The following is a 23,033-nucleotide window of genomic DNA, read 5'->3' on the forward strand; positions in this document are numbered from 1 at the left end:
GAGATGGAGACCCACGAGGTCGAGGTGGAGGAGGAGCAGCCGGAGCCCGAGCCCGCGTCGGCGCCGGCCGCGCGCGACGCCGGGTACTGGGCCAAGACCGTGAAGACGCTGACGGTCGGCGAGGTCGCCCCCGGGGCGGTCAACCTGAACGTCGAGGGGCGGCGGGTGGTCAGTCCGCTCCAGGGCTTCGGACGGCTGTGGCAGAAGACCTACCGCATGCGGTTCGGCCCCGTCCAGGTCCCGCCGAAGGACGTGATCCGGGCCTGGAAGCAGAACTTCCCCAAGTTCTGGCCCGAGCAGGGGAAGTTCTTCGGCTCCCTCTCCGGGATCGCGCCGGGCGAGGTGGCCGTGCTGAACCTGGCCCTGGCGGGGCGGGCCAAGCTCTCCACCGGGATCATGGTGATGTACGCGGACGACGAGTCGTTCACCTTCATGGACCCCGAGGGGCACATGTTCGCGGGCTGGATCACGTTCAGCGCCTACGAGGACAATGGCGAGACCGTCGCGCAGGTCCAGCCGCTGATCCGGGCCAACGACCCGCTGTTCGAGCTGGGAATGCCGGTGATCCTCCGAAAGGAGGACCGGTTCTGGGAGCAGGTGCTGCGCAACCTGGCGGGCCACTTCCTGGTGGAGGGAACGTTTTCCAAGGAAGCGGTGTGCGTGGACCGGCATCGCCAGTGGAAGTACTGGACGAACATCCGGCACAACGCGGCCATCCGCTCGATCCTGCACCCGCTGGGGCGTCCGTTCCGGGCGCTGGCCGGCCTGTTCCGGAGGAAGAGGCGAGGCTGATGCCCGCCCCCGGACGGCCGCCGAGCCCGAAGGGACGGTTGCTGTCCGGGCACATCGTCCCCATGCGGCGGGACTCGCTGGGGTTCATGACCCGGGCCGCCCGCGAGCACGGGGACGTGGTGGGGCTCCGGTTCGGCCCGAGCCGGGCCCTGCTGCTGTCCCATCCCGACCAGGTGGAGCAGGTGCTGGTGACCCAGCGGCGCTCGTTCGCCAAGGGCAAGGCCGTGCTGCTGATCGGGCGGGTCACCGGCGACGGCCTGGTGGTCAGCGAGGGGGACTTCTGGCGCCGCCAGCGCCGGCTGATCCAGCCGGCGTTCCATCATGGCCGGATCGCTGCGTACGGCGACACGATGGTGGCCTTCACCGAGCGGCGCCTCGACACGTGGTCGGACGGCGAGACCCGAGACGTCCACGAGGAGCTGATGGGCCTGACCCTGGAGATCGTGGTCAAGACCTTGTTCGACGCCGACGTGTCACGGGAGGCCGAGACCGAGGTCGGCTCGGCCGTCGAGGTCGCCGTGGGGTGCCTGAACGAGGTGCTGACGAGCTTCCTGTTCTTCGTGCCGCCGGGCGTCCCCATCCCCACGAACCTGCGGCTGAAGCGGGCCGTGAAGCGGCTCGACGCCGTGCTGTACCGGATCATCGAGGAGCACCGGGCCTCTGGCATCGACCGGGGCGACCTGCTGTCCACGCTGCTGCGGGCCCGGGACGAGGACGACGGCAGCCACATGACCGACCGGCAGGTCCGGGACGAGGCCATGACGCTGTTCCTGGCCGGGCACGAGACCACGTCGATCGCGCTGACGTGGGCCTGGTACCTGCTCTCGCAGCATCCCGAAGCCGAGGCGCGGCTGCACGAGGAGCTGGACGACGTGCTCGGCGGTCGGGCCCCGACGGTGGCGGACGTCCCGAACCTCCAGTACGCCGGGCACGTCGTGACCGAGACGCTCCGGCTGTATCCGCCCGCCCCGGCCCTGGGCCGCGAGGCCGTGGAGGGCTGCGAGGTCGCCGGCTACCCGGTTCGGAAGGGCACGGACGTCATCGTGAGCCAGTGGGTCATCCAGCGGGACCCCCGGTGGTTCGACGACCCGGAAGCCTTCCGGCCGGAACGCTGGGAGGACGACCTGGCCCGGCGGATCCCCCGGTTCGCCTACTTCCCGTTCGGGGGAGGGCAGCGGACCTGCATCGGAAGCTCGTTCGCCACGATGGAGGCCACGCTACTGCTGGCCACCATGGCGCAGCGGTTCCGGTTCCGGCTGGTGGAAGGCCATCCGGTGGAGCCACAGGCCAGGTTCACGCTCCGCCCGGCACATGGCATGCGGATGGTCCTCGAGGCGCGGACGCCCGCCGTTGTCCGCGCTGCCGGTGCCTGACCTGGACGCGGTCGTCGTCGGAGCCGGGCCCAACGGCCTGGCGGCGGCGATCGAGCTGGCCCGGGCCGGATGGTCCGTCAAGGTCATCGAGGCCGCGGACACCGTGGGAGGCGGCTCCCGGACGGCCGAGGTGACGCTGCCGGGATTCCGCCACGACGTGTGCTCGGCCATCCACCCCCTCGGTCTGGCGTCGCCGTTCTTTCGCTCGGTCCCGCTGGCCGATCACGGGCTGGAATGGGTCCAGCCGGACGCACCGCTGGCCCACCCCATGCCCGACGGGACGGCCGCGGTGCTGGAACGGTCGGTCGACGAGACGGCGGACGCGTTCGGCGAGGACGGACGCGCCTACCGCGGGCTCATGAACCCGATGCTCCGCTCCGGCGAGGTCATCCTGGAGCAGTTCCTGGGGCCGGTGAAGCTGCCGCGGCACCCGTTCACGCTGGTCCGGTTCGGCCTGCGGGCCCTGCGGTCCGTGTCGGGGCTGGCCGGTCGGTTCTCCTCGGATGGGCCGAAGGCGCTGTTCGCCGGCCTGGCGGCTCACTCCATGCTCAAGCTGGACCAGTCACCCACCGGCGCCTATGCGCTGACCTTCGGGATGCTGGGCCACCTGGTGGGGTGGCCCATGGCCAAGGGTGGGTCGCAGGCCATCGTGGACGCCATGGCCTCGTACCTCCGGGAATTGGGGGGCCAGATCGAGGCCGGGCGCCGGATCGGCTCGCTGGACGAGTTGCCCCAGGCGCGGGCCGTGCTGCTGGACGTGACCCCGCGGCAGTTCCTGGCCATCGCGGGCGATCGCGTTCCGTCGCGCTACCGCCGGGCCCTGGAGCGCTACCGCTACGGGCCCGGTGTGTGCAAGGTGGACTGGGCCCTGGACGCCCCGATCCCGTGGAAGGCGGACGGGTGCGAGCGGGCGGCCACCGTCCACGTCGGCGGGACCATCGAGGAGCTGGACGCCAGCGAGAACGCCGTGTGGCGGGGCGAGCACGCCGAGCGGCCCTTCGTGGTCCTGGCCCAGCAGACGCCGTTCGACCCCTCGCGGGCGCCCCAGGGCAAGCACACCGCATGGGCCTACTGCCACGTGCCCAACGGCTCCGACGTGGACATGACCGAGCGGATCGAGGAGCAGGTGGAACGGTTCGCGCCCGGGTTTCGGGACCGGATCCTGGGCCGGCGAACGGTGGTGGCGGCCGACCTGGAGCGCTACGACGAGAACTACGTCGGCGGCGACATTAACGGCGGCCTCCAGGACCTCGGCCAGCTGTTCTCCCGGCCGACCGGACTGTTCTCGCCCTACGAGACGCCGCTCGACGGCGTGTTCCTGTGCTCGTCGTCGACGCCTCCGGGAGGTGGTGTGCACGGCATGTGCGGCCACCACGCGACGAAGGCGGCGCTGAAGAAGCTGGGGCCGAAGAGCTGATGGCCACGGTCGCCGTGCCAGCGGCCCGAACGGAACGGTCGCCCCTGTCCTGGCTGGCCAGAGCGGCCTGGCTGGCGGCGATCGCGATGGTCGCGTTCTCCGGCGTCCAGATCCTCGAGGCCGGGCACGTGAGCCGCCAGTTCATCCAGCAGGGGATCGGCGGGTCCGACCTGCTCGCTCTCATCTTCGCTTCGGTTGGAGCGGTCATCGCAGCGAGGCAACCTCGAAACAGGGTCGGCTGGATCATCCTGGCCGTTGGGCTGCTGTATGCGGCCGGGACGGTCAGCGAGGGCTACTTCGATCACCTCACCAGGACCGGGTCCTGGCTTCCCGGGGCGTGGACCGTGATGTGGATCGGGTCGTGGAACTGGATGCCCGCTCTCGGGCTGCTGGCCACGTTCGTCCTGCTGTTGTTCCCCGACGGTCATCTGCCTTCGCGCCGGTGGTGGCCGCTTGCCATCGCTTCGGCGGCGGTCATCATCGCCACGACCGCGCTGCACGCCCTCGAGTCGTGGCTCATCCAGGGCGATCTGTTCGCCGGCCGCGAGCCCACCCCCACACCGCTTCTGCTGCATCTCCAGTTCGCGGTGTTCCTCGGGGAGGTGCTGGGGGGATGCTGCCTGGTTGGATCGGTGGTTGCGGTGGTCGCTCGATACCGTCGGGCATCCGCCGATCTGCGTCAGCAGCTGAAGTGGGGGACGTACGGCTCCATCGGGCTCGCGGCGGCCCTGGCCGCCGTGTGGATCCCCGGCAATTGGTTCCAGTGGGGAGCCGCCATCTCGGGCTCGCTGTGGTTCGCCGCGTGCGTCGCCGTGGCCATCCTGCGCTACCGGCTGCTCGACATCGACCTCATCGTCAACCGGACTCTGGTGTACGGCGGCCTCACCGCGCTGCTCGGCGGGATCTACGTGGGGGCGGTGTTCGGCCTGGGTGCACTGGTCCGGTCGATCGGTGGGCACGGGAACAACGGCCTGGTGGTGGCGGCGTCCACGCTGGCCGTGGCGGCGCTGTTCAGCCCGGCCCGCCGGGGCCTCCAGGCCTTCATCGACCGGCGGTTCTACCGGAGGAAGTACGACGCCGCCAGGACGCTCGAATCGTTCGGCGCGAGGCTCCGCGACGACGTGGATCTGGACGAGCTCTCCGGCCACCTGGTGGGGGTGGTGCAAGAGACCATGCAGCCCGCGCAGGTCTCGCTGTGGCTTCGCGCGTCGGGAGACGGGGTCGCGGCCCGTTCGGGGGCCGAGCCAACCCGCTCCTGACCGGACGGGCGTTTTCGACACGCGCGTGACACATTGGGCGCCGCCACGCGGACGGCGCGGCAGGCGGAGATGGGAGAGGGCGGATGACCGAGCGGACGGCGACCCGGCTGGCATGGGCGATCGCGCTCGCGTGCGCTGCGATGGTCGTCGCGACCCTGGTGTTCCTCTACCTGGACCGGACGGCGATCCGCTCCGTCGGGTCGGGGGACGTCGGCGACCTCGTCCCGACCGTGACCGTCGGCGCGCTCGGGGCGCTCGTCGCATTCCGCCGGCCGGCGAACGCCATCGGGTGGCTGCTCCTCGGCATCGCGGCCTTCGTGGGAGTCTCCCTGCTGGCCGGCCACGTCGCGATGCACGCCCTGCTCGCCGGGGTGTCCTCGCACGGCTGGCCTCGCTGGTGGGCGTGGCTCCACAACTGGGTCGGGAACCTGAGTCTGGGGCTGTTGATCCTTCTGCTCCTGCTGTTCCCGAGCGGCAAGCCCCTCAGCAAACGGTGGCGGTGGGTCACGTCGGTCACGGTCCTCGTCTCGGTCTGGTTCGTGGCCGCTGTGGCCCTCGACCCCGCGCCGGTACAGCTCTCCCCGCGCCTGCCACGGCTGGGGAATCCGATCGGGATCAAGGCACTGGCGGGGTTCGCCAATTCGCCCGCGTTCCTGGGGATCGTGGTCCTCCTGGTCATGGGGGTGGCGGCGCTGCTCCTGCGCCTGCGCCGGTCCCGTGGAGAGGAGCGCCAACAGCTGAAGTGGTTCGCTTTCGCGGCCGCCCTCTCCGTCGGCCTCCTCGTCGTCGCGATCCCCTTGTCCTCCGTCAGCGAGGCGCTCTCCAACGCTGCGTTCGGCGCGGCCTTCACCTTCGGGTTCGCCGTCGCCCTCCCGGGGGCGGCTGCCCTCGCGATCCTCCGGTACGGCCTGTACGAGATCGACGTCATCATCAACCGAACCCTCGTCTACGGAGCGCTGACCGCGCTGCTGGCGGGCGTGTACGTGGGTGGCGTGTTCGGGTTGGGGGCCGTCGCCCGGTCCGTTTCGGGCGGCAAGAACAACTCACTCGTCGTCGCCGTCTCCACGCTCGCCGTGGCCGCGCTCTTCCGGCCAGCCCGCCGCTGGGTCCAGGCCTTCATCGACCGGCGGTTCTACCGCCGGAAGTACGACGCCGCCCGCACGCTGGAGGCCTTCAGCGCCCGCCTTCGCCAGGAGGTCGACCTGAACGCGCTCCAGGGGCACCTGATATCGGTGGTGCACGAGACCATGCAGCCCGCCAGGGTGTCGCTGTGGTTACGCGCCCCGACCGGGACGGCGAGGCCGTGACCCCGCGGACGGCGGCCCGGCTGGCATGGGCGATCGCGCTCGCGTGCTTCGCCATGATCACCGCGATCCTCGTGCTTCTCTACCTGGACCGGGCTGCGATCGATTCGTCCTTGGCCGCCCAGAGCCTGCCATCCATCGTCTCGGCCCTGGTCCTCGCGGTGCTGGGAGCGCTCGTTGCCTCGCGCCGGCCTGGAAACCCGATCGGCTGGCTGCTGCTCGGGGCCGGGGCCGCCCTCGGCGTGGCCGCGCTGGCGCTGTTCGTCGCCATCCACGGCCTGCTGGCTGAAGCGACGGTTCACGGGTGGGTTCGGTGGCTCGCCTGGCTACAGAACCTGACTCCGCTTCTCTCCGCATTCCTGCTGATCTTCGTCTTCCTGCTCTTTCCCAACGGCAAGCTGCGCAGCCGGCGGTGGCGATGGGGTGCCTGGACGGTGGTCCTCGTCATCGTTATGCTCACGACCCTCTCCGCCCTGGACCCCTCGCCGCTCCGTCTCTCGCCGCGCCTCCCCCCTGTGCAGAGCCCCACGGCGATCCGGGCCATCCGCGGGTTCCAGAGTGGAACGAGCTCCCTCGGCCTCCTGTGGTTCACCCTCACCATCCCGCTGGCACTGGCAATCGCGTCGTTGGTCCTCCGCCTCCGCGGTGCCCGCGGTGAGGAGCGCCAGCAGCTCAAGTGGGTCGTGTACGCCATGAGCGCCTCCATGGTGCTCACCGCAGTGTCGGTCGTGGTTATCACCACCGAGCAGGTGACCGGTGCGTCACAGATCGTGGGCGGCGTGGGGCTGTTCATCGGGTTCAACCTCGGGATCGGCCTCGTGGTGCCGGGAGCGGTGGGGCTGGCCATCCTGAGGTACCGCCTGTACGACATCGACCGGATCATCAACCGGACGCTCGTGTACGGAGGACTCACCCTGCTCCTGGGAGGGTTGTACGCGGGCCTCGCCGTGGGGCTGGGTTCGATCGCCGGTTCCCAGAACTCGCTCGTCATCGCGGGGTCGACGCTGGTCGCCGCCGCCCTCTTCCGTCCGGCCCGGAGGCGCATCCAGGGATTCATCGACCGGCGGTTCTACCGTCGGAAGTACGACGCCATCCGCACGCTGGAGCGGTTCGGCACCCGGATGCGGGACGAGGTGGACCTCGACGAGTTACGCGGTCATCTGGTCGGGGTGGTGAAGGAGACCATGCAGCCGGCGCACGTGTCACTCTGGCTCCGAGGGCAGGCTGACGGCGAGACCGCGCTTCTGCCGCTCCCGTAACGGTTCCGGAACGCTGAGGGTGTAGAAGGAGCCCGGCGCCCGAGCGGGCGCGACACCAAGGAGGTGGGCATGGGAGGCACGGTTCTCTCCCGCGGATGACGGCAAGGAGCTCCGCTCGGCTGGCGTGGTCGGCGGCCGGCCTCACCGTCGCGCTGGACGTCCCCGCCGCCGTGCTGCTGGCCGAGAATGCGCCGGACATCGGGCAGGAGGACGTGTTCCTCGCGATGCTCGTGCTCCTGGCGGGGATCGCCTACGGCGCGGTGGGCGCCCTCGTCGCATCGAGGCAGCCCGGGAACCCGCTCGGCTGGCTGCTGTGCCTCATGGGCCTCGGGTTCGCCATCGAGGCGGTCTGCACCGGGTACGCAGCGCGGGGCCTGGCGCTGGCCCCGGGATCGCTTCCTGCGGCCCGGTGGGCCGCGTGGCTGGCCGGCTGGGTGCTGGTGGGGGCGGCGACGCCCATCTCGCTGCTGTTCCTGCTGTTCCCGAACGGCCGGCTCCTGTCCAGGCGGTGGTGGCCGGTGGTGGCGATCGCCGTCGCCGCGGGGATCGTCGCCATCATCGCCACCGTCCTCAATCCCAAGCCCATGTACGTTCCGTTCGCCGGCAGGGACCTCCACATCGCCAATCCCACCGGCGTCCACGGCTTCCGGCGCCATGCCGGCAGCCTGCTGGGCTTCGCCGGGCTGGGCGGATTGGGTGCCGCCTTCGCCGCGGTGGTCTCGCTCGCGCGGCGGTACCGCCGGTCCCGGGGCGAGGAGCGGCAGCAGATCAAGTGGCTTCGCTACGCGGCGATCGCGGCCGCGGTCCTGTTCGTGCTGGGGAACGCGCTTCAGTTCCTGTGGGGCGGCCCGCTCGGCAAGGTCATCTCTCGGGGCTTCCCGGCCATCGTGGCCCTCGGCATCCCGGCCGCGTTCGGGGTGGCCATCCTGAAGTACCGCCTCTACGACATCGAGCGCCTGGTCAACCGCACGCTGGTCTACCTGGTCCTCACCGCGCTCCTGGCGGGCGTGTATCTGGGGGCGGTGCTCGGGCTGGGTGCCGCGGCGCGCTCGGTGACCCGCCAGTCCGACAGCGCGGTGGTGGTGGCGGGCTCCACCCTGCTGGTGGCGGCGCTGTTCCGAGGGTTCCGCCGCCGCGTGCAGTCGTTCATCGACCGGCGCTTCTACCGCCGGAAGTACGACGCCATACGGACACTCCAGTCGTTCACCGCCCAGCTCCGCGACGAGGTGGATCTCGAGGCGCTGGCGGCGGATCTCGTGGCCGTGGTCCAGGACACCATGCAGCCGTCGCAGGCATCGCTGTGGCTGCGGAAGCCGGCGACCCCTCCGGCGAACGCACCCCTGAGTGCGCCCACGGCCGCACCGGGACCGGCGACCGCGGCGGCCGCCGGCTCGGGAGTCAGCCGATCCGGTTCCTGAGGACCCCGATCCCCGGCGCCTCCACCTCCACCACCGAGCCCGACGGCACCGGTCTCGCAAGCCGAACGCCACCTGCCCCCAGGACGTCTCCCGGGCAGACGTCGCGGTTCCACGACAGATGGGCCATCAACTCGGGGAACCCCCAGGGGACGTCCTGGATGGCGGACTGGGCGGGGACATCGGCGCCCACGCGCGCGGTCAGCACCACCGACTGGGGGTCGATCTCGTCGGCGGTGACGACGCAGGGACCGAGCGATGTCCATCCGTCGGTCTCCACCGACCCGGTCATCACGGTGTAGCCGAGGATCCTCGCGCCGGCCTCCTCCGGAGACAGGCCCCGGCCCGCCGAGCCGGCCACGCAGGCCAGCCACAGCTCGAACCCGGTGGCGCGGCCGGGGCCGGGGCCGGAAACCTCCTCGTCCGGGCCCGTGACACGGCGGGGGTCGCGTTCGGCGTAGCCGGGCATGCCGTACCAGGCCATGGGGTCGCGCTTGCCCCTGGCCGGCGTGGGAGGGCGGACCGTCCGGATCGAGGTGGGCAGCAGCGGGACCAGCAGGCGTGGCCCTCGGACGGCGAACTCGAGCGCGCCGTCCCGCTCCAGCGCCTCGCGGGCCGCGTCGAGCACGGTCCCCCGACTGGAGGAAACAAGGGCTTCCATGGTGGTGGGGAATACCGGATGCCCGACGGCGTCCGGCAGGTCCACGACCCTTCCCCCAGTCAGTGCCCCCAGCCGCCTGTGCCCCCGCTTGTCATAGCTGACGAGCTTCACAGGGACCGCGATGGTACCCCTGGCAAGGACCGTTTTCATGGAAGCGGCGAGGCTTTTCTGCGGCGCGGGTTGCTCACATGAAGGCGGTGCGACCGGTGATGGCCTGCGGCCGGCCGTTTCCCGCCGCGCCGCCGTGGCGCCGATCACGGGGCGGGTTCCACGAAGTCGTCACGGCGCGCCACGTCCGGGGAGCGGCTCCGGGTGACGGTCAGTGGCCGCCCGATCGCCGAACTGGTTCCCTTGCCCGGGCGGCCACGTTCCATCGGGTGGGACGATTTCATCCGCGGCAGCGAGGACTGGCGCGCGGACCCGGGATTGGCCAGTGAGCTTCGCGACCTCCTTCCCGAGACCACCGACGACGTCCCAATCCAGTGACGGGCCGGGGACGCCGGCCGGTCGAGCTGGCTCTCGCCAACACGTCGCTCTTCATCGCGGTGGAGCGCGACCGACCCCTGGCCGGAGCGCCGCCCGAACGCGTCGCCGTGTCGGTGATCACTGTGGGTGAGCTTCGGTTGGGAGTGCTGGCAGCGGCAGATGGGCCGACCCGAGCCCGACGTCTGGAGACGCTGTCTCGAGTGGAGGCTCTCGACCCCCTACCGATCGATGCGCCGGTCGCGCACGCGTGGGCCACCCTGCGCCTCGCCCTCCGTGACCAGGGCAAGCGCATGCCGATCAACGACTCGTGGATCGCGGCGACGGCGATCGCCCACCACATCCCGGTCGTCTCGCAGGACGACGACTACGACGACGTGCCGGGACTCCAGGTCATCCGGGTCTGATCGACCCTGCCAGGTCATCCTCCGTGGCCCTGCCTGGGCACCCGTGCGAACCCCCGTCTACGATACAGGGCAAGGCAATCGCGAAGGGAGCTCTCCATGGCTCAGCAGACGTTCCGGATCACCTACGCCACCATGACGGCCGACAACGAGGAACTGCACCAGCGCTACGACGAGGCCGTCGAGCGCGCCCGGGGCGACCTGGGCAAGGAGCACCCCTTCTTCGTGAATGGCGAGGAACGACACGGCGAGGGCTTCCACGAGGAGCGCTCGCCGATCGACTCCGAGATCGTGGTCGGGAAGTTCGCGCAGGGAACGAAGCAGGATGCCAAGGACGCCATCGCCGCGGCTCGCGCGTTCGCCCCGACCTGGGCCTCCACGCCGTGGCAGGAGCGGGTGGCCATCCTGCGCCGGGCCGCCGACCTCATCTCCGAGCGGGTGTTCGACATCGCCGCCCTCATGGCCATCGAGGTCGGCAAGAACCGCCTGGAGGCCATGGGCGACGTCCAGGAGTCGGCGGACCTCATCGCCTACTACTGCGACGCCATGGAGCGCAACGAGGGCTTCACCAAGCCCATGGGCCGGCTGTCGGAGGCGGAGACGAACATCGACGTGCTGCGGCCCTACGGGGTGTGGGCCGTGATCAGCCCGTTCAACTTCCCCCTCGCGCTGGCGGCGGGCCCCGTGGGCGGCGCCCTGGTCAGCGGGAACACCGTCGTGCTGAAGCCCTCCAACGCCGGCGCGTACATGGGCGTGAAGCTGTACGAGGCGCTGCGCGACGCCGGCGTCCCGGCGGGCGCGTTCCACATGATCACCGGGCGCGGCTCGCAGGTCGGCCAGGAGCTCCAGGACAACCCCGACGTCGACGGCCTCACGTTCACCGGCTCGTACGAGGTCGGGATGGGCATCTACCGGAACTTCCCGAAGGACTTCCCCAAGCCGGCCATCTGTGAGATGGGCGGGAAGAACCCCACGATCGTGAGCGCCAAGGCGGACCTGGACAAGGCCACCGACGGCGTCATGCGCTCGGCGTTCGGGTTCGGCGGGCAGAAGTGCTCGGCCACCTCGCGCGTGTACGTCCAGCGCGAGGTGTACGAACAGTTCGTGGACCTGCTGAAGCAGAAGGCGGAAGCGATCAAGGTCGGGGACCCGCTGAAGCGGGAGAACTGGCTGGGGCCGGTCATCAACGAGGACGCCGTCCAGACCTTCGAGGAGGCCGCCGAGGAAGCCCGCAAGAACGGCCGCATCGTCGCGGGCGGCGAACGGCTCACCGAGGGCGACCTGTCCCGCGGCAACTTCGTGAAGCCGACCGTGGCCGAGGTCCCGCTGGACAACTGGATCTGGAAGAAGGAGCTGTTCGTGCCCTTCGTGGCGGTGGGGCCGGTGGACTCGCTCGACGAGGCCTTCGAGCTGGCCAACGACACCGAGTACGGGCTGACCGCCGGGTTCTTCAGCGAGGACCGGGGCGAGGTCGACCAGTTCCTGGACAGGATCGAGGCCGGCGTGGTGTACGTGAACCGCCGGGCCGGCGCGACCACCGGCGCGTGGCCGGGCTACCAGCCCTTCGGCGGCTGGAAGGGCTCCGGCACCAGCGGCAAGGCCGGCGGCGGCGACTACTACCTGCTCCAGTACATGCGTGAGCAGAGCCGCACGGTCATCGAGGGCTAGCGTGCAGACTCGCGAGGTCGCCGCGGCGGCCGAGGACCTGGCCTCCGCGGCCGCGCCCCGGCTGGTCACCGACGTCCCCGGGCCCCGGGCTCGTGAGGTCATGGAACGCGACGGCAGGGTGACCTCTCCGTCGCTTCCCCGGGCCTACCCCCTGGTCCCCCGGCGGGGGGCCGGGTCGGTGCTCGAGGACGTCGACGGGAACCGGTTCCTCGACTTCAACGCCGGCATCGCCGTGTGCTCGACGGGGCACACCCACCCTCGCGTGGTCGAGGCGGTCCGCCGCCAGGCCGAGGAGCTGCTGCACTACTCCGGGACGGACTTCTACCTGCCGGTGTACTCGGAGGTGTGCGAGGAGCTCGACCGCATCACGCCGGTGGGAGGCCCGGCTCGTTCATTCCTCACGAACTCGGGGACCGAGGCGGTGGAGGCCGCCATCAAGCTCGCTCGGCACCACACCGGCCGGCAGTACGTCATCGGCTTCTTCGGTGCGTTCCACGGGCGGTCCTACGGCAGCGTGTCGCTGACGGCGTCGAAGTCCCTGTACCGGGCGACGTTCGGGCCCCTGCTCCCCGGAATCATCCACGCGCCGTTCGGCAACCAGTTCCGGCCGAACAAGCCGGACTCCCCGCAGGCGTTCGACGGCGACTTCATCGAGGAGGTCGTGTTCAAGCGGCTGGTGAAGCCGGACGAGGTGGCCGCCGTGGTGGTCGAGCCGATCCTCGGCGAGGGCGGGTATGTCCCGGCGCCGGATGGGTGGCTGGCGGCCCTCCGCGAGCTGTGCACCCGCCACGGGATCCTGCTCGTGGCCGACGAGGTCCAGAGCGGCATGGGCCGGACCGGCCGGATGTGGGCCATGGAGCGCTGGGGCGTCGAGCCGGACATCGTGCTGGCCGGAAAGGGCATCGCCAGCGGCCTCCCGCTCGGGGCCATGATCGCACGCGAGGACCTCATGACGTGGACCACCGGCATGCACGGCTCGACGTACGGTGGGAACCCGCTGTCGTGCGCGGCCGCGCTGGCCACGTTCGAGCTGATCGAGGGCGCGCTGGCGGCCAACGCCGAGAAGGTGGGTGGCCAGTTGCTGGACGGCCTCAGGGCGGTCGCCGCCCGGGTCGGCCTGATCGAGGACGTTCGCGGGCTCGGCCTCATGATCGGGATCGAGTTCCCCGACCACGACCTGGCCGACGCGGTGGAGAAGGCCTGCTTCCGGCGGGGCCTGCTGGTGCTGGGGGCCGGGGACAGCGCCGTGCGAATGTCGCCGCCGCTGGTGGTCCGGCCCGACCAGGCCGAGACCGCGCTCGGGATCTTCGAGGAAGCCTGCGCCGAGGTCGCCGCCACCCGGTGACCCCGGCCGAGTCGAAGGTCACGTCCATGCGCGAGGCCGTGCGCGAGCTGGTCCGCGACGGCGACTCGGTGGCCATCGAGGGGTTCACCCACCTGATCTGCTTCGCCGCGGGGCACGAGATCATCCGCCAGCGCAAGCGTGACCTGACCCTGTGCCGGATGACCCCGGACGTCGTCTACGACCAGATGATCGGCGCCGGCGTGGCACGCAAGCTGGTGTTCTCGTGGCTGGGGAACCCCGGCGTGGGGTCGCTCCACGCCATCCGCCGGCGGATCGAGGGCGGCGAGGGCGCCGAGGCCGGGGAGCGGCTGGAGATCGAGGAGTACAGCCATTTCGGCATGGTGTGCCGGTACGTGGCGGGGGCGTCCCGGCTGCCGTTCTTCCCCCTCCGAAGCTACGAGGGAAGCGACCTCCCCACGGCGAATCCCCGGATCGTTCCCATCGGGTCGCCGTACGACGCGTCCGACGTCGTCTACGCGGTGCCGCCGCTCAATCCGGACGTCACCATCGTCCATGCGCAGCGCGCCGACGCGGCCGGCGACGCGCAGATCTGGGGGCTGCTGGGGTGCCAGCGGGAGGCGGCGTTCGCGGCGGACCGGGTCATCGTGGTGTGCGAGGAGCTGGTCGATGAGTCTGTGGTCCGGGCCGACCCCAATCGCACCATCATCCCGGGCCTGATCGTGGACGCCGTGGTGGTGGAGCCGGGCGCCTGCCACCCGAGCTACGCGCAGGGCTACTACGACCGCGACAACCGCTTCTACCTGGACTGGGACGCCGTGGCCCGCGACCCCGAGACGCTGGAGCGCTGGCTGGCCGACTGGGTGCACGGAACCGAGGACCACGCCGGCTACCTCGAGAAGCTCGGCGCCGAACGCTGGACCGAGCTGACCGCCGTCGGCGAAGCCTGGTCCGGCCAGGTCAACTACGGCCGCTACGATTGAGGTGGTGACCACCCGGTCGGAGGCCGCCGTTCGGGGAGCTCGTCGCCGGTTCGACCGTTGGTCTGGCCGGTACGAGCAGGATCGTCGGTCCCGCTGGCTGGCCACGCTCCAGGACCCCGCCCTGGAAGCCCTGGAGCTCGGTACGGGGGACCGACTGCTCGACGTGGGGTGCGGAACCGGGAGGGCCGTCCGGCTGGCCGCTCCCGGGGTCGAATCCGCCGTGGGCCTGGATGTGTCGCGCGGGATGGTCGAGCGGGCCCGGTACCTGTCCGCGGACATCGACAACGTCCGTTTCGTGGAGGGCGAGGCTGGGGCGCTTCCGTTCGACGACGGCTCCGTGACAGCCGTGCTGTGCACGTCCTCGTTCCACCACTACCCGGACCCGGCCGCGGCGGCGCGCGAGATGGGCAGGGTGTTGACTCCTGGCGGCCGGCTCGTGATCGCCGACCCCTGCGCCGACCGCCCCATCGTGCGTGTCGCCGATCGGGTGCTGCGCCTGGTCGAGCCCGGACACGTGGGGATCTACCGGAGCGAACAGCTGGTGGGCTTCCTGACTGCGGCCGGCCTGCGCCCTTTGGCCCGGCGGTTCCTGTGGGAGCGAGCCTTCCAGTTCCTGAAGGCCGTCAGGTCCGAGCCTCCCGTCTGAGATCAGGCCAGCAGCCGAGAGCGGGCCCCGATCGCCTCGTACACACGCATCGCCCGACGGTCCAGCGTCAGCAATTCCTCTCCGGCCAGGCGAGCCGTCTCTCCCACCAGCGCGTCGTAGGACGCGCCTCCACTGATCCCATGCGCGGGCAGGCCCTCCAGGAACGTCGCGAGCGCGGCGGGTGGGAGCGCGAGCGGAGGATCGGGAAAGTGTCGCTCCAGGAACTGGATGACGTGACTCGGATGGGCCCGGTGCGGCGGTGGCAGTCGGGTGAGGACGGCGTACGTCTCCACGGCGACGTGCGACACGAGCCGGAGCCCGCCGGAAACGGCCGCGGCGGCGATGGCGTTGTGCTCATGCCACGAGGCAAAGGCCGCGACCAGGACGTTGGTATCTGCGGCGGTCACCGCCGTACGCGATCGAGCGTTTCCCGCACTTGCTCCACCGTGAGGGGAGGAATCGGCGCGTCGGGCTCCGCCATCAGGACCCCCCCGCGTTCCACGAGATGCATGGGAACCGAGACCGGTTCGAGCTCCAGGTGTCCGTCCCGAAGCGAGACCTCGACCTCTTTCCCTCCGGTGAGACCGAGTTCGTCTCTGAGCACCTTTGGGATGACCACCCGACCGGCCGCGTCGATGGTAGTTTTCATGGCACCATTCTGCCACACCGGCCACCACGCATTCCGGAACGCGGGTGCAAGGGGCCCCATCAACTCCGCTCAACCTTTCGGTCCGTTCACGCATCTTGTTGGATGGCGGGCGCGACGTCTGGGTGAGGAGGGCGTGATCGAGGAGGAGACGCAGCCCGGCACCGACACGCAGGGGACGAAGGCCCGGCCGTCCAGCAGGCTCGCGGAGCTGTACAAGCGCAATGCCCCCGATGCGCTGCGGCTCGCCTACGTGCTGACGGGCGACCGGGCGCTGGCCGAGGACTTTGTGCAGGAGGCGTTCGTGAAGCTGGCGGGGCGGTTCGTCGATCTCCGGAACCCGGCAGCCTTCCCCGCCTATCTTCGGAAGACCGTGGTGAACCTGGCACGGATGCACTGGCGGCGCCGGCGCATAGAGCGGGAACTGATGGAACGGCGGGCCAGAGAGCCCCGGCTCGAGGCCGGCCCCGCCGCCGATGCCGGCATGGGTGCCCGCGACGCGATGCGGCGGGCCCTCCTCGGGTTGCCGCCTCGGACGAGAGCGGCCCTGGCGCTTCGCTGTTACGAGGACCTTCAGGAGGCCCAGGTCGCGGAGATCCTGGGCTGCTCCGTGGGAACGGTGAAGTCGCTGGTGTCGCGGGGCGTCGCTGCGCTGCGCGGGACCGTGGACCGGGATGGTGGAGGCGAGAGCACCGATGGATGAGGACATCAGGGACTTCTTCCAGTCGATGGCGGACGAGCTCCGGGCCTCGCCCGCCACTCCGTCCGACATCCTTCTTCGCCGGGTTCGACGACGACGCTTGCGGACGGTGGCTGTGGCCTTTCTTGGAGTGGCGATCCTCGCGGGCGGCGCACTCGGAGGCATTCGCGCGTTCGGCGGAGTACACCGATCGACGCCAGCTCAGAAGGGGTGTTCGCAGGGCTGGACCGAACTCCATAACCCGGCGGCCAGCCTGAACGGGTACCTCGGCGCCATTGCCGGGACCTCGCCGGAGGACCTGTGGGCGGTCGGTTCCGTCATCGGCCATCCGAGCTATCCTCTCAGCGAGCACTGGGATCGAGACCGATGGAGTCCCGTATCGAGCCCCCGTCTGCCGGGTGCCGGGCTCGCCAGTGTGGCAGTCGTCTCCGGCACGGACGTGTGGGCGGTGGGAGACGACTACGGGGGGAAGTCGTCCCGGACGCTCGTCGAGCATTGGGACGGCGCCAAGTGGTCGGTGGTGCCAAGCCCGAACCTCGTGAGCCCAACGTGGAAAGACAACTGGCTGAGCGCGGTGGCCGCCAGCTCGGCGAGCGATGTCTGGGCCGTGGGCACCACCACAGACGGAGGGCAGGAGTACCGGCCGCTCATCGAACACTGGAACGGCACCGCCTGGACGCTCAGTCCGGTGCCCGACGGCGGGTCGGCCCCCAGCTCGCTCTCGGGCGTGGACGTCGTTGCCCCGGACGACGTGTGGGCGGTAGGACAGCGGGCGGTGGGACAAGCTCGTTTCGGTTTCACCCAGTTCCCCCTGGTCATGCACTGGGACGGCTCGGCGTGGACGGTGGCGTCCGCACCCGAAGCCGACGGGCACTCGGGCGGGCTCTCGGGAGTTGACGGCCTGTCCGCGAAGGACGTGTGGGCCGTGGGGAGCGCGTTCGACCAGTCGAGGGATCGTGTGATCCCGAACATCCTTCACTGGGATGGCTCGTCGTGGACTCTGGTCACGGATCTGCCATCCGCCCTTCCCTACGGCCTCGAGGCTATCGACGCGGTGGGGCCCAACGACGTGTGGGCTGCCGACAAGGGAGTCTCGTACGCCTACGCTCTGCACTGGGACGGCCGCACATGGTCACTCATCGCACCGCCGAGCGGCCCCATCAAGGGCGGCCGGCTCGCCGGAATCGTTGCGTTTCCATCGGGGCAGGCCGTCGCCGTGGGCAGCAGATCGGTGGAGTCGGGGATGAGTCCCGTGGCGGTCCAGCTGTGCAGCTCCGCCGCCTCGGGGCGGCCGGGTTGACCTCCGGCTCCCGATATCCTTGGCGCTGTGCCGGAATCGGATCGTCCCTACACGCCGAACGAGATGATGATCGTCGCGTCCGCGCGGCTGCTGGTTGGCGAGCGGGTGTGTTTCGTGGGCGTGGGGCCGCCGAACATCGCGGTGAATCTGGCCAAGCGCACGGTCAGCCCGGAGCTGGAGATGGTGTACGAGTCTGGAGTGTTCGGGGCGAATCCGGCGCGGCTTCCATTGTCGATCGGCGATCCCACGCTGGTGACGGGCGCCACCATGGTCACCAACATGTTCGACCTGTTCGCGTACTACCTCCAGGCCGGGCTGGTGGACGTGGGGTTTCTGGGGGCGTCGCAAATCGACCGGTTCGGCAACATCAACACCACCGTGATCGGGGAGTACGGGCGGCCGAAGGTCCGGCTTCCCGGCTCGGGCGGGGCGTGCGAGATCGCCATCAACGCCCGGAAGGTGTTCGTGATCATGCCGCAGTCGAAACGGTCGTTCGTGGACCGCATCGACTTCACCACCAGCCCGGGGCACCTGGCCGGCGCACGACCGGCCCACTGGGGCGCGGGCCCATCCACCGTGGTCACGCAGCTCGGCGTGTATGGGTTCGACGAGGCGACCGGCGAGATGGAGCTGCGCAACCTGCACCCCGGCGTCACCGTCGACCAGGTCCGAGAGGCAACCGCTTGGGAGCTTCGAGTGGCGGCTGACCTCGCCGATACGCCGGCACCGACCGACGAGGAGCTCCGCCTGATCCGCGAAGAGCTCGACCCCGAGGGGGCCTACTCGCGATGAGCCACGGAGCCCTTCCCGGTAGCTGGGATTTCCCTGGAGGCGGGATGGCGGAGCTGAAGGCACACCTCGAAGCTGACGGCTTCCGCATCGACGGGTTTACGGTCCTCGTTCCCGTCCAGGTATGGGACTGGCTGCCCTCTGGGGAACCCTTCTACTTCCGGGAGCGGTACGGCGAGGTCAGCTTCGAGGTCTACGACGATGGCGACCTCCAGGAACTCCTCGGCAATCGGGACGTCGCCCGACGGGATGCAGAGGTTCAGTCCAGCGAGGGGATCAGAGCACCGAGCCCGTCGCCGGCCGAGACCGAGGCCCTGATCCTGGAATTCCTCGGGCGATACCGGGAAGAGCGATGAGCCACGTCTTCCCGCGGGTGCTGGCCCGGTCGCTGCCCACGGCGGTGCGGGCCGAGGGTGTCTGGATCGAGGACGTCGACGGGAAGCGGTATTTGGACGGAGCGGGCGGCGCCATCGTGGTCAACGTCGGGCACGGCGACGCCGAGATCGCGCGGGCCATGGCGGAGCAGGCGGCTCGGGTCGGCTACGTCCACGGGACGGCCTTCACCACCGAGGCGCTGGAGTCCTACGCCGACGAGCTGGCGCCGCTGCTGCCCATGGACGAACCCCGGATCTACCCGGTCTCCGGGGGCAGCGAGGCCGTGGAGACCGCGCTGAAGCTGGCCCGGGCCTATCACCTGGCCCGGGGCGAACCGTCGCGGCACCGGATCATCGCGCGGTGGGGGAGCTACCACGGGAACTCCCGGGGGGCGCTCGACGCCTCCGGCCGCGGGCCGCTTCGGGCCCCGTACCTGCCGTGGCTGGGGCAGGCCCTCCACGTGCCCCCCGTCTACGAGTACCGGTGCCCGTGGCCGCGGCATCCCGAGGGCTGCGGCCGGCAGCACGCCCAGGCCTTGGAGCGGGCCATCATCGAGGCTGGCGCCGGCACCGTGGCGGCCTTCATCGCCGAGCCGGTGGCCGGGGCGACCCTGGGCGCCGCCGTGCCGCCCGACGACTACTGGCCCGAGGTGGCCGAGGTGTGCCGCCGGCACGGCGTCCTGCTGATCGCCGACGAGGTGATGACCGGGTTCGGGCGGACCGGAACCTGGTTCGGATGCGACCACTGGGCGGTCCGGCCCGACATCCTGGTCGCCGGGAAGGGAGCGTCCAGCGGCTACTGGCCGCTGGGCCTGTGCGTGGCGAGCGGCGAGGTCTTCGACACGGTGAAGGCGGGCGGGTTCGTCCACGGCTTCACCTACTCGCACCACGCGGTCGGCGCGGCGGTGGGGCGAGCGGTCCTGGCCAGGCTCAAGGCGGACGACCTGGTCGAGCGGTGCCGAGCCCAGGGTGAGCTGCTTCGAAAGGAGCTGGCGGACGCACTGGCCGACCATCCCATGGTCGGAGACGTCCGGGGCCTGGGCCTCATGGTCGGCGTCGAGCTGGTCCAGGACCGGGACTCGAAGCAGGCGCATCCCCGGTCCGAGCAGGTCACCGAACGCGTCGTGGCGGGGGCGCGGGAGCGCGGGCTGTTGCTGTACTCGAGCACGGGGTGCGCCGACGGCACGAACGGGGACCTGGTCATGCTGGGCCCGCCGTTCACCATCTCCGACCAGGAGCGCGGCCTGTTGGTGGAACGAACGGCCGCCGCGGTCGCCGCCGGCACGAAGCGCCGGTGAGCGACGCCGTCGCGCTGGCCCTGGCCCCGGAAGCCCGCGGGTACGACCACGGTCCCCAGCATCCGCTGCGGCCGGCCCGCGTCCTGCTGACCTGGGACCTCATCCGGGCCTACGGGATCACCGAGCACCAGAACGTCCGCGAGGTGGAGTGCCCGGTGGCCACCGACGACCAGATCGCGCTGGTCCACACCGCCGAGTTCATCGATGCCACCAGGCGGGCCGGGCACGGCGAACGGGGCGACTGGTCGCAGTACGGCTACGGTCCCGGCGACAACCCCATCTTCCGGAACATGCACGAGGCCGCGGCCGCGGTGGTGGGAGCCTCCGTCCAGGCGGCCGACGAGGTGCTGAGCGGCCGGGCGGAGCACGCCTTCAACGCGGCCGGGGGCCTGCACCACGCCATGCCCGCCCGGGCATCGGGGTTCTGCGTGTACGACGACCCTGCCGTGGCCATCCGCTGGCTCCTCGAGCAGGGCGCCGAGCGGGTGGCCTACGTCGACGTGGACGTGCACCACGGCGACGGGCCCCAGGCCATCTTCTGGAACGATCCGCGCGTCCTGACCATCTCCCTCCACGAGTCCGGGCGGTACCTGTTCCCGGGGACGGGCTTCGAGGACGAGCGGGGGGGCGGCGAGGCGGAGGGCACCAAGGTGAACGTTCCCCTGGCGCCGATGACGGGCGACGAGAGCTGGTTGGACGCCTTCCGCCAGAACGTCCCCGAACGGGTGCGAGCCTTCCGCCCGGACGTCCTGGTCACGCAGCTCGGCTGCGACACCCACCGGACCGACCCGCTGGCGCACCTCCAGCTGACCACGGCCGCGTACCGGGAGGCGGCCCGGATGCTGCACGAGCTGGCGCACGACGCCGCGGCCGGCCGGTGGGTGGCCACCGGGGGCGGCGGCTACCAGTGGGCCCGGGTGGTGCCCCGAGCCTGGACCATCTACTTCGCGGAGATGGCCGGAGTCGAGCTGCCGGAGGCGATCCCGGAGGCCTGGCTGGCCAGGGCCGAGGAAGAGTCAGGCGAGAAGCTCCCCCGCGAGCTGATGGATCCCCCGTCGTCGGCGGCCGAGCGGTACCAGTGGTGAAGGCGGGCCGAGGGCTCAGCCGGTCTGGATGAGCGTGGCCGGGACCTTCTTCCCGGCGGTGAAGCCACGGTCGCCCACCGAGTCGAAGTGCGCCACCAGCTTGCCGGTGACGGCTCCGGTGGAGATGGTCCGGTTCAGCGTCTTGCTGCACGCCACCGACGTCGTGGTTCCGGAGAATGCCACCCCCCCCGTGAGATAGGGCTTGCCCACCGATCCGTTCAGGGCGGCGGACGTCAGGTCCGCGCTGGGGGAGAGGGCCTTCTTGGGGGCCCCGGACACCTTGATGAGATGGGAGATGGTGGCCGGCGCGGTCGCCGTCGGGCTCTGGACGTAGCTCAGGAACTCGGAGACCGTCGCGCCGCCGGTGGGGACGGGGGTCCGGGTCGCGTTCAGGAACATGTGGCGCTTCGAGTTCGACGCGCTGAGGGTGGTCCCGGGCGTGCACGGCGAGCTGGTCTGGCCGCAGCCGGGCGTCGCAACGCGTTTGGTCAGCGTGGCCGGCAGGGCCGACTCCTTGACCGTGTGGAAGAACGCGGTGTCGGCCACCAGCTTGAACGCGCCCTTCAGCGTGCCGGTCCGGGTCTTGGTGGTGTCGCAGGCGTCCCGAGCCACCTGGATGTCCCCGAGCTTCTTCAGGGCCATGGCGATCGCGCCCTGCTTGGCCATGCCCGTGCCCGTGTCGACCGATGCGCCGGCGAGCCCGGCGGCCACGTCGAGCGCGCCGGCGGGCAGGGAGAACGAGTACGAGTGGGTCTGGGTCGGATGGCGTGCCGTCGTCCCCGTGATGGAGAAGGTGACGGTGAGCGAGGCCGTCTTCGCGCCGTCGGTCTCGGTCACGAACAGGCTCATGCCGTACCCGTGCACCGACACGGGGCTGGTGGAGATGGAGAAGGTGGTGGTGGTCTTCGCGGCGGAGGCCACCGCCTGGACGGACGGCACGGCCAGGGGAACGACCACTAGCAGCACCGCGGCGGCGGGCGCCATGCCCACGCCGCTCCGGAACCGACCCATGAGACCAAGGAAGCGCTCCAAACCGCCCATCTTGTACCGGATTGCCCCCTCCTCGCGCAACGCCGCGCTCAGGAACCGGGCCGCGCAGCGGGGCGAGCGGACATGCTCGCCGCCCGCCGGACGCCCCACCGGTACAGGGTCGGGGTGGCCACCCGGAACAGCTGGAGGGGTCCCATCCAGCGGGGGACCGACATCTCGGGGGCGATCCCCTTCTGCACCACCGTCAGGATGGCCCGGGCCACGCGTTCCGGCTTCATCACCAGCCGGGGATCCAGGTCGTGGTGCGGGAATCCCTCTGTCTCCACGAACCCCGGGTTGAGGGCGGTGACCAGGACGCCCTGCGGTTCCATCTCGTAGTACAGGGCCTCGGAGAACGCGACCACCGCGTGCTTGGCCGCCGCGTAGACCGAGGCGCCGGGGGTGGCGAACCGCCCGGCCAGCGAGGCCACGTTCACCACGTGGCCGCTCCCGCGCTCCAGCATCAGCGGGAGCAGGATCCGGGTGCAGTACAGCACGCTCAGGTAGTCGACCTTCGTGATCTCCTCGATCCGCTTGAGCGAGAGGTCCATGAACGCGCCGCCGCCGGGGATGCCGGCGTTGTTCACCAGCACGTCCAGGCGCCCGAGCTCCTCGGTGATCCGGCCGCGCAGCCGTTCGACGTCCGCGCGCTTGGAGACGTCGCAGGCGACGGGGACCGCCCGCCGTCCTCGCTCCGCCATCTGGGCGGCCAGCTGGCCCAGGACCTCCTCGCGCCTTGCCACCAGCACCACCGAGGCGCCCGCTCCGGCCAGTTCCCACGCCGTGGCCCGGCCGATCCCGGCCGAGGCACCCGTGACCACAGCGACCGCTCCGCGAAGCTCCAT

At 70.8% G+C, this 23,033-nt stretch carries 23 protein-coding genes; 18 read left to right on the top strand and 5 right to left on the bottom strand.

Annotated elements, in window-relative coordinates; genetic code table 11:
* The first annotated feature begins 3 nt into the window (after positions 1–3).
* From M3Q23_13510 to M3Q23_13540, 7 genes are all read left to right on the top strand, one after another.
* Positions 4–792 (top strand): hypothetical protein, encoded by a 789-nt coding sequence (locus tag M3Q23_13510; protein ID MDP9343076.1) that lies wholly within the window; start codon positions 4–6, stop codon positions 790–792.
* Positions 792–2,165 carry a cytochrome P450 gene (locus M3Q23_13515; GenBank protein ID MDP9343077.1) on the top strand — a complete coding sequence of 458 codons (1,374 nt, stop codon included), beginning with the start codon at positions 792–794 and terminating at the stop codon, positions 2,163–2,165. Before M3Q23_13510 ends, M3Q23_13515 begins: the two co-directional genes overlap by 1 nt.
* A complete protein-coding gene (locus M3Q23_13520) occupies positions 2,158–3,582 on the top strand; it encodes an NAD(P)/FAD-dependent oxidoreductase (GenBank protein MDP9343078.1) in 1,425 nt (474 codons plus the stop codon). The genes M3Q23_13515 and M3Q23_13520 overlap by 8 nt, the downstream gene beginning before the upstream one ends.
* Entirely contained in the window at positions 3,582–4,841 is a 1,260-nt protein-coding gene (locus M3Q23_13525; protein ID MDP9343079.1) for a hypothetical protein, read from the top strand. The genes M3Q23_13520 and M3Q23_13525 overlap by 1 nt, the downstream gene beginning before the upstream one ends.
* Positions 4,842–4,924: 83 nt before the next feature.
* Positions 4,925–6,148: a hypothetical protein gene (locus M3Q23_13530; GenBank protein ID MDP9343080.1), complete on the top strand. Its 1,224-nt coding sequence runs from the start codon at positions 4,925–4,927 to the stop codon at positions 6,146–6,148.
* The gene (locus tag M3Q23_13535) at positions 6,112–7,404 is read left to right on the top strand and encodes a hypothetical protein (protein ID MDP9343081.1); all 1,293 of its coding nucleotides are present in this window, start codon (positions 6,112–6,114) and stop codon (positions 7,402–7,404) included. The genes M3Q23_13530 and M3Q23_13535 overlap by 37 nt, the downstream gene beginning before the upstream one ends.
* A 95-nt stretch (positions 7,405–7,499) precedes the next feature.
* The gene (locus tag M3Q23_13540) at positions 7,500–8,822 is read left to right on the top strand and encodes a hypothetical protein (GenBank protein MDP9343082.1); all 1,323 of its coding nucleotides are present in this window, start codon (positions 7,500–7,502) and stop codon (positions 8,820–8,822) included.
* Here the strand turns inward: M3Q23_13540 and M3Q23_13545 are convergent.
* Positions 8,803–9,591, bottom strand: coding sequence for a fumarylacetoacetate hydrolase family protein (locus M3Q23_13545; GenBank protein ID MDP9343083.1), 789 nt, complete (start codon positions 9,589–9,591; stop codon positions 8,803–8,805). The genes M3Q23_13540 and M3Q23_13545 overlap by 20 nt on opposite strands.
* 371 nt (positions 9,592–9,962) lie before the next feature.
* On the opposite strand from M3Q23_13545, the gene M3Q23_13550 reads away from it, so the two are divergent.
* From M3Q23_13550 to M3Q23_13570, 5 genes are all read left to right on the top strand, one after another.
* A complete protein-coding gene (locus M3Q23_13550) occupies positions 9,963–10,370 on the top strand; it encodes a type II toxin-antitoxin system VapC family toxin (GenBank protein MDP9343084.1) in 408 nt (135 codons plus the stop codon).
* Between the two features lie 96 nt (positions 10,371–10,466).
* Entirely contained in the window at positions 10,467–12,035 is a 1,569-nt protein-coding gene (locus M3Q23_13555; protein MDP9343085.1) for an aldehyde dehydrogenase family protein, read from the top strand.
* 100 nt (positions 12,036–12,135) lie between these two features.
* Positions 12,136–13,380, top strand: coding sequence for an aminotransferase class III-fold pyridoxal phosphate-dependent enzyme (locus tag M3Q23_13560; protein MDP9343086.1), 1,245 nt, complete (start codon positions 12,136–12,138; stop codon positions 13,378–13,380).
* 26 nt (positions 13,381–13,406) lie between these two features.
* Positions 13,407–14,321 carry a CoA transferase subunit A gene (locus M3Q23_13565; GenBank protein MDP9343087.1) on the top strand — a complete coding sequence of 305 codons (915 nt, stop codon included), beginning with the start codon at positions 13,407–13,409 and terminating at the stop codon, positions 14,319–14,321.
* Positions 14,322–14,325: 4 nt separating this feature from the next.
* Positions 14,326–14,967, top strand: a complete 642-nt coding sequence (locus M3Q23_13570; protein ID MDP9343088.1) for a methyltransferase domain-containing protein — start codon at positions 14,326–14,328, stop codon at positions 14,965–14,967.
* Between the two features lie 2 nt (positions 14,968–14,969).
* On the opposite strand, the gene M3Q23_13575 is transcribed toward M3Q23_13570, so the two are convergent.
* Together M3Q23_13575 and M3Q23_13580 are read right to left on the bottom strand one after the other, a co-directional pair.
* Positions 14,970–15,374, bottom strand: coding sequence for a PIN domain-containing protein (locus M3Q23_13575; GenBank protein MDP9343089.1), 405 nt, complete (start codon positions 15,372–15,374; stop codon positions 14,970–14,972).
* On the bottom strand, positions 15,371–15,616 hold the full coding sequence (locus tag M3Q23_13580; protein MDP9343090.1) for an AbrB/MazE/SpoVT family DNA-binding domain-containing protein: 246 nt from the start codon (positions 15,614–15,616) through the stop codon (positions 15,371–15,373). The genes M3Q23_13575 and M3Q23_13580 overlap by 4 nt, the downstream gene beginning before the upstream one ends.
* Positions 15,617–15,749: 133 nt before the next feature.
* Between M3Q23_13580 and M3Q23_13585 the strand changes: the two genes are divergently transcribed.
* From M3Q23_13585 to M3Q23_13610, 6 genes are all read left to right on the top strand, one after another.
* Positions 15,750–16,316 carry a SigE family RNA polymerase sigma factor gene (locus M3Q23_13585; GenBank protein ID MDP9343091.1) on the top strand — a complete coding sequence of 189 codons (567 nt, stop codon included), beginning with the start codon at positions 15,750–15,752 and terminating at the stop codon, positions 16,314–16,316.
* On the top strand, positions 16,309–17,613 hold the full coding sequence (locus tag M3Q23_13590) for a hypothetical protein (protein MDP9343092.1): 1,305 nt from the start codon (positions 16,309–16,311) through the stop codon (positions 17,611–17,613). The genes M3Q23_13585 and M3Q23_13590 overlap by 8 nt, the downstream gene beginning before the upstream one ends.
* 63 nt (positions 17,614–17,676) lie before the next feature.
* Positions 17,677–18,405, top strand: a complete 729-nt coding sequence (locus tag M3Q23_13595; GenBank protein MDP9343093.1) for a hypothetical protein — start codon at positions 17,677–17,679, stop codon at positions 18,403–18,405.
* Between the two features lie 44 nt (positions 18,406–18,449).
* A complete protein-coding gene (locus M3Q23_13600) occupies positions 18,450–18,758 on the top strand; it encodes a hypothetical protein (protein MDP9343094.1) in 309 nt (102 codons plus the stop codon).
* On the top strand, positions 18,755–20,074 hold the full coding sequence (locus M3Q23_13605; protein ID MDP9343095.1) for an aspartate aminotransferase family protein: 1,320 nt from the start codon (positions 18,755–18,757) through the stop codon (positions 20,072–20,074). The genes M3Q23_13600 and M3Q23_13605 overlap by 4 nt, the downstream gene beginning before the upstream one ends.
* Positions 20,071–21,159 carry an acetoin utilization protein AcuC gene (locus M3Q23_13610; protein ID MDP9343096.1) on the top strand — a complete coding sequence of 363 codons (1,089 nt, stop codon included), beginning with the start codon at positions 20,071–20,073 and terminating at the stop codon, positions 21,157–21,159. The genes M3Q23_13605 and M3Q23_13610 overlap by 4 nt, the downstream gene beginning before the upstream one ends.
* Before the next feature lie 15 nt (positions 21,160–21,174).
* On the opposite strand, the gene M3Q23_13615 is transcribed toward M3Q23_13610, so the two are convergent.
* On the bottom strand, positions 21,175–22,170 hold the full coding sequence (locus M3Q23_13615) for a hypothetical protein (GenBank protein ID MDP9343097.1): 996 nt from the start codon (positions 22,168–22,170) through the stop codon (positions 21,175–21,177).
* A gap of 68 nt (positions 22,171–22,238) precedes the next feature.
* Positions 22,239–23,033, bottom strand: coding sequence for an SDR family NAD(P)-dependent oxidoreductase (locus M3Q23_13620; protein ID MDP9343098.1), 795 nt, complete (start codon positions 23,031–23,033; stop codon positions 22,239–22,241).

It is taken from the genome of Actinomycetota bacterium (assembly GCA_030774015.1).
In the GTDB taxonomy this organism is placed as follows: domain Bacteria; phylum Actinomycetota; class UBA4738; order UBA4738; family JACQTL01; genus JALYLZ01.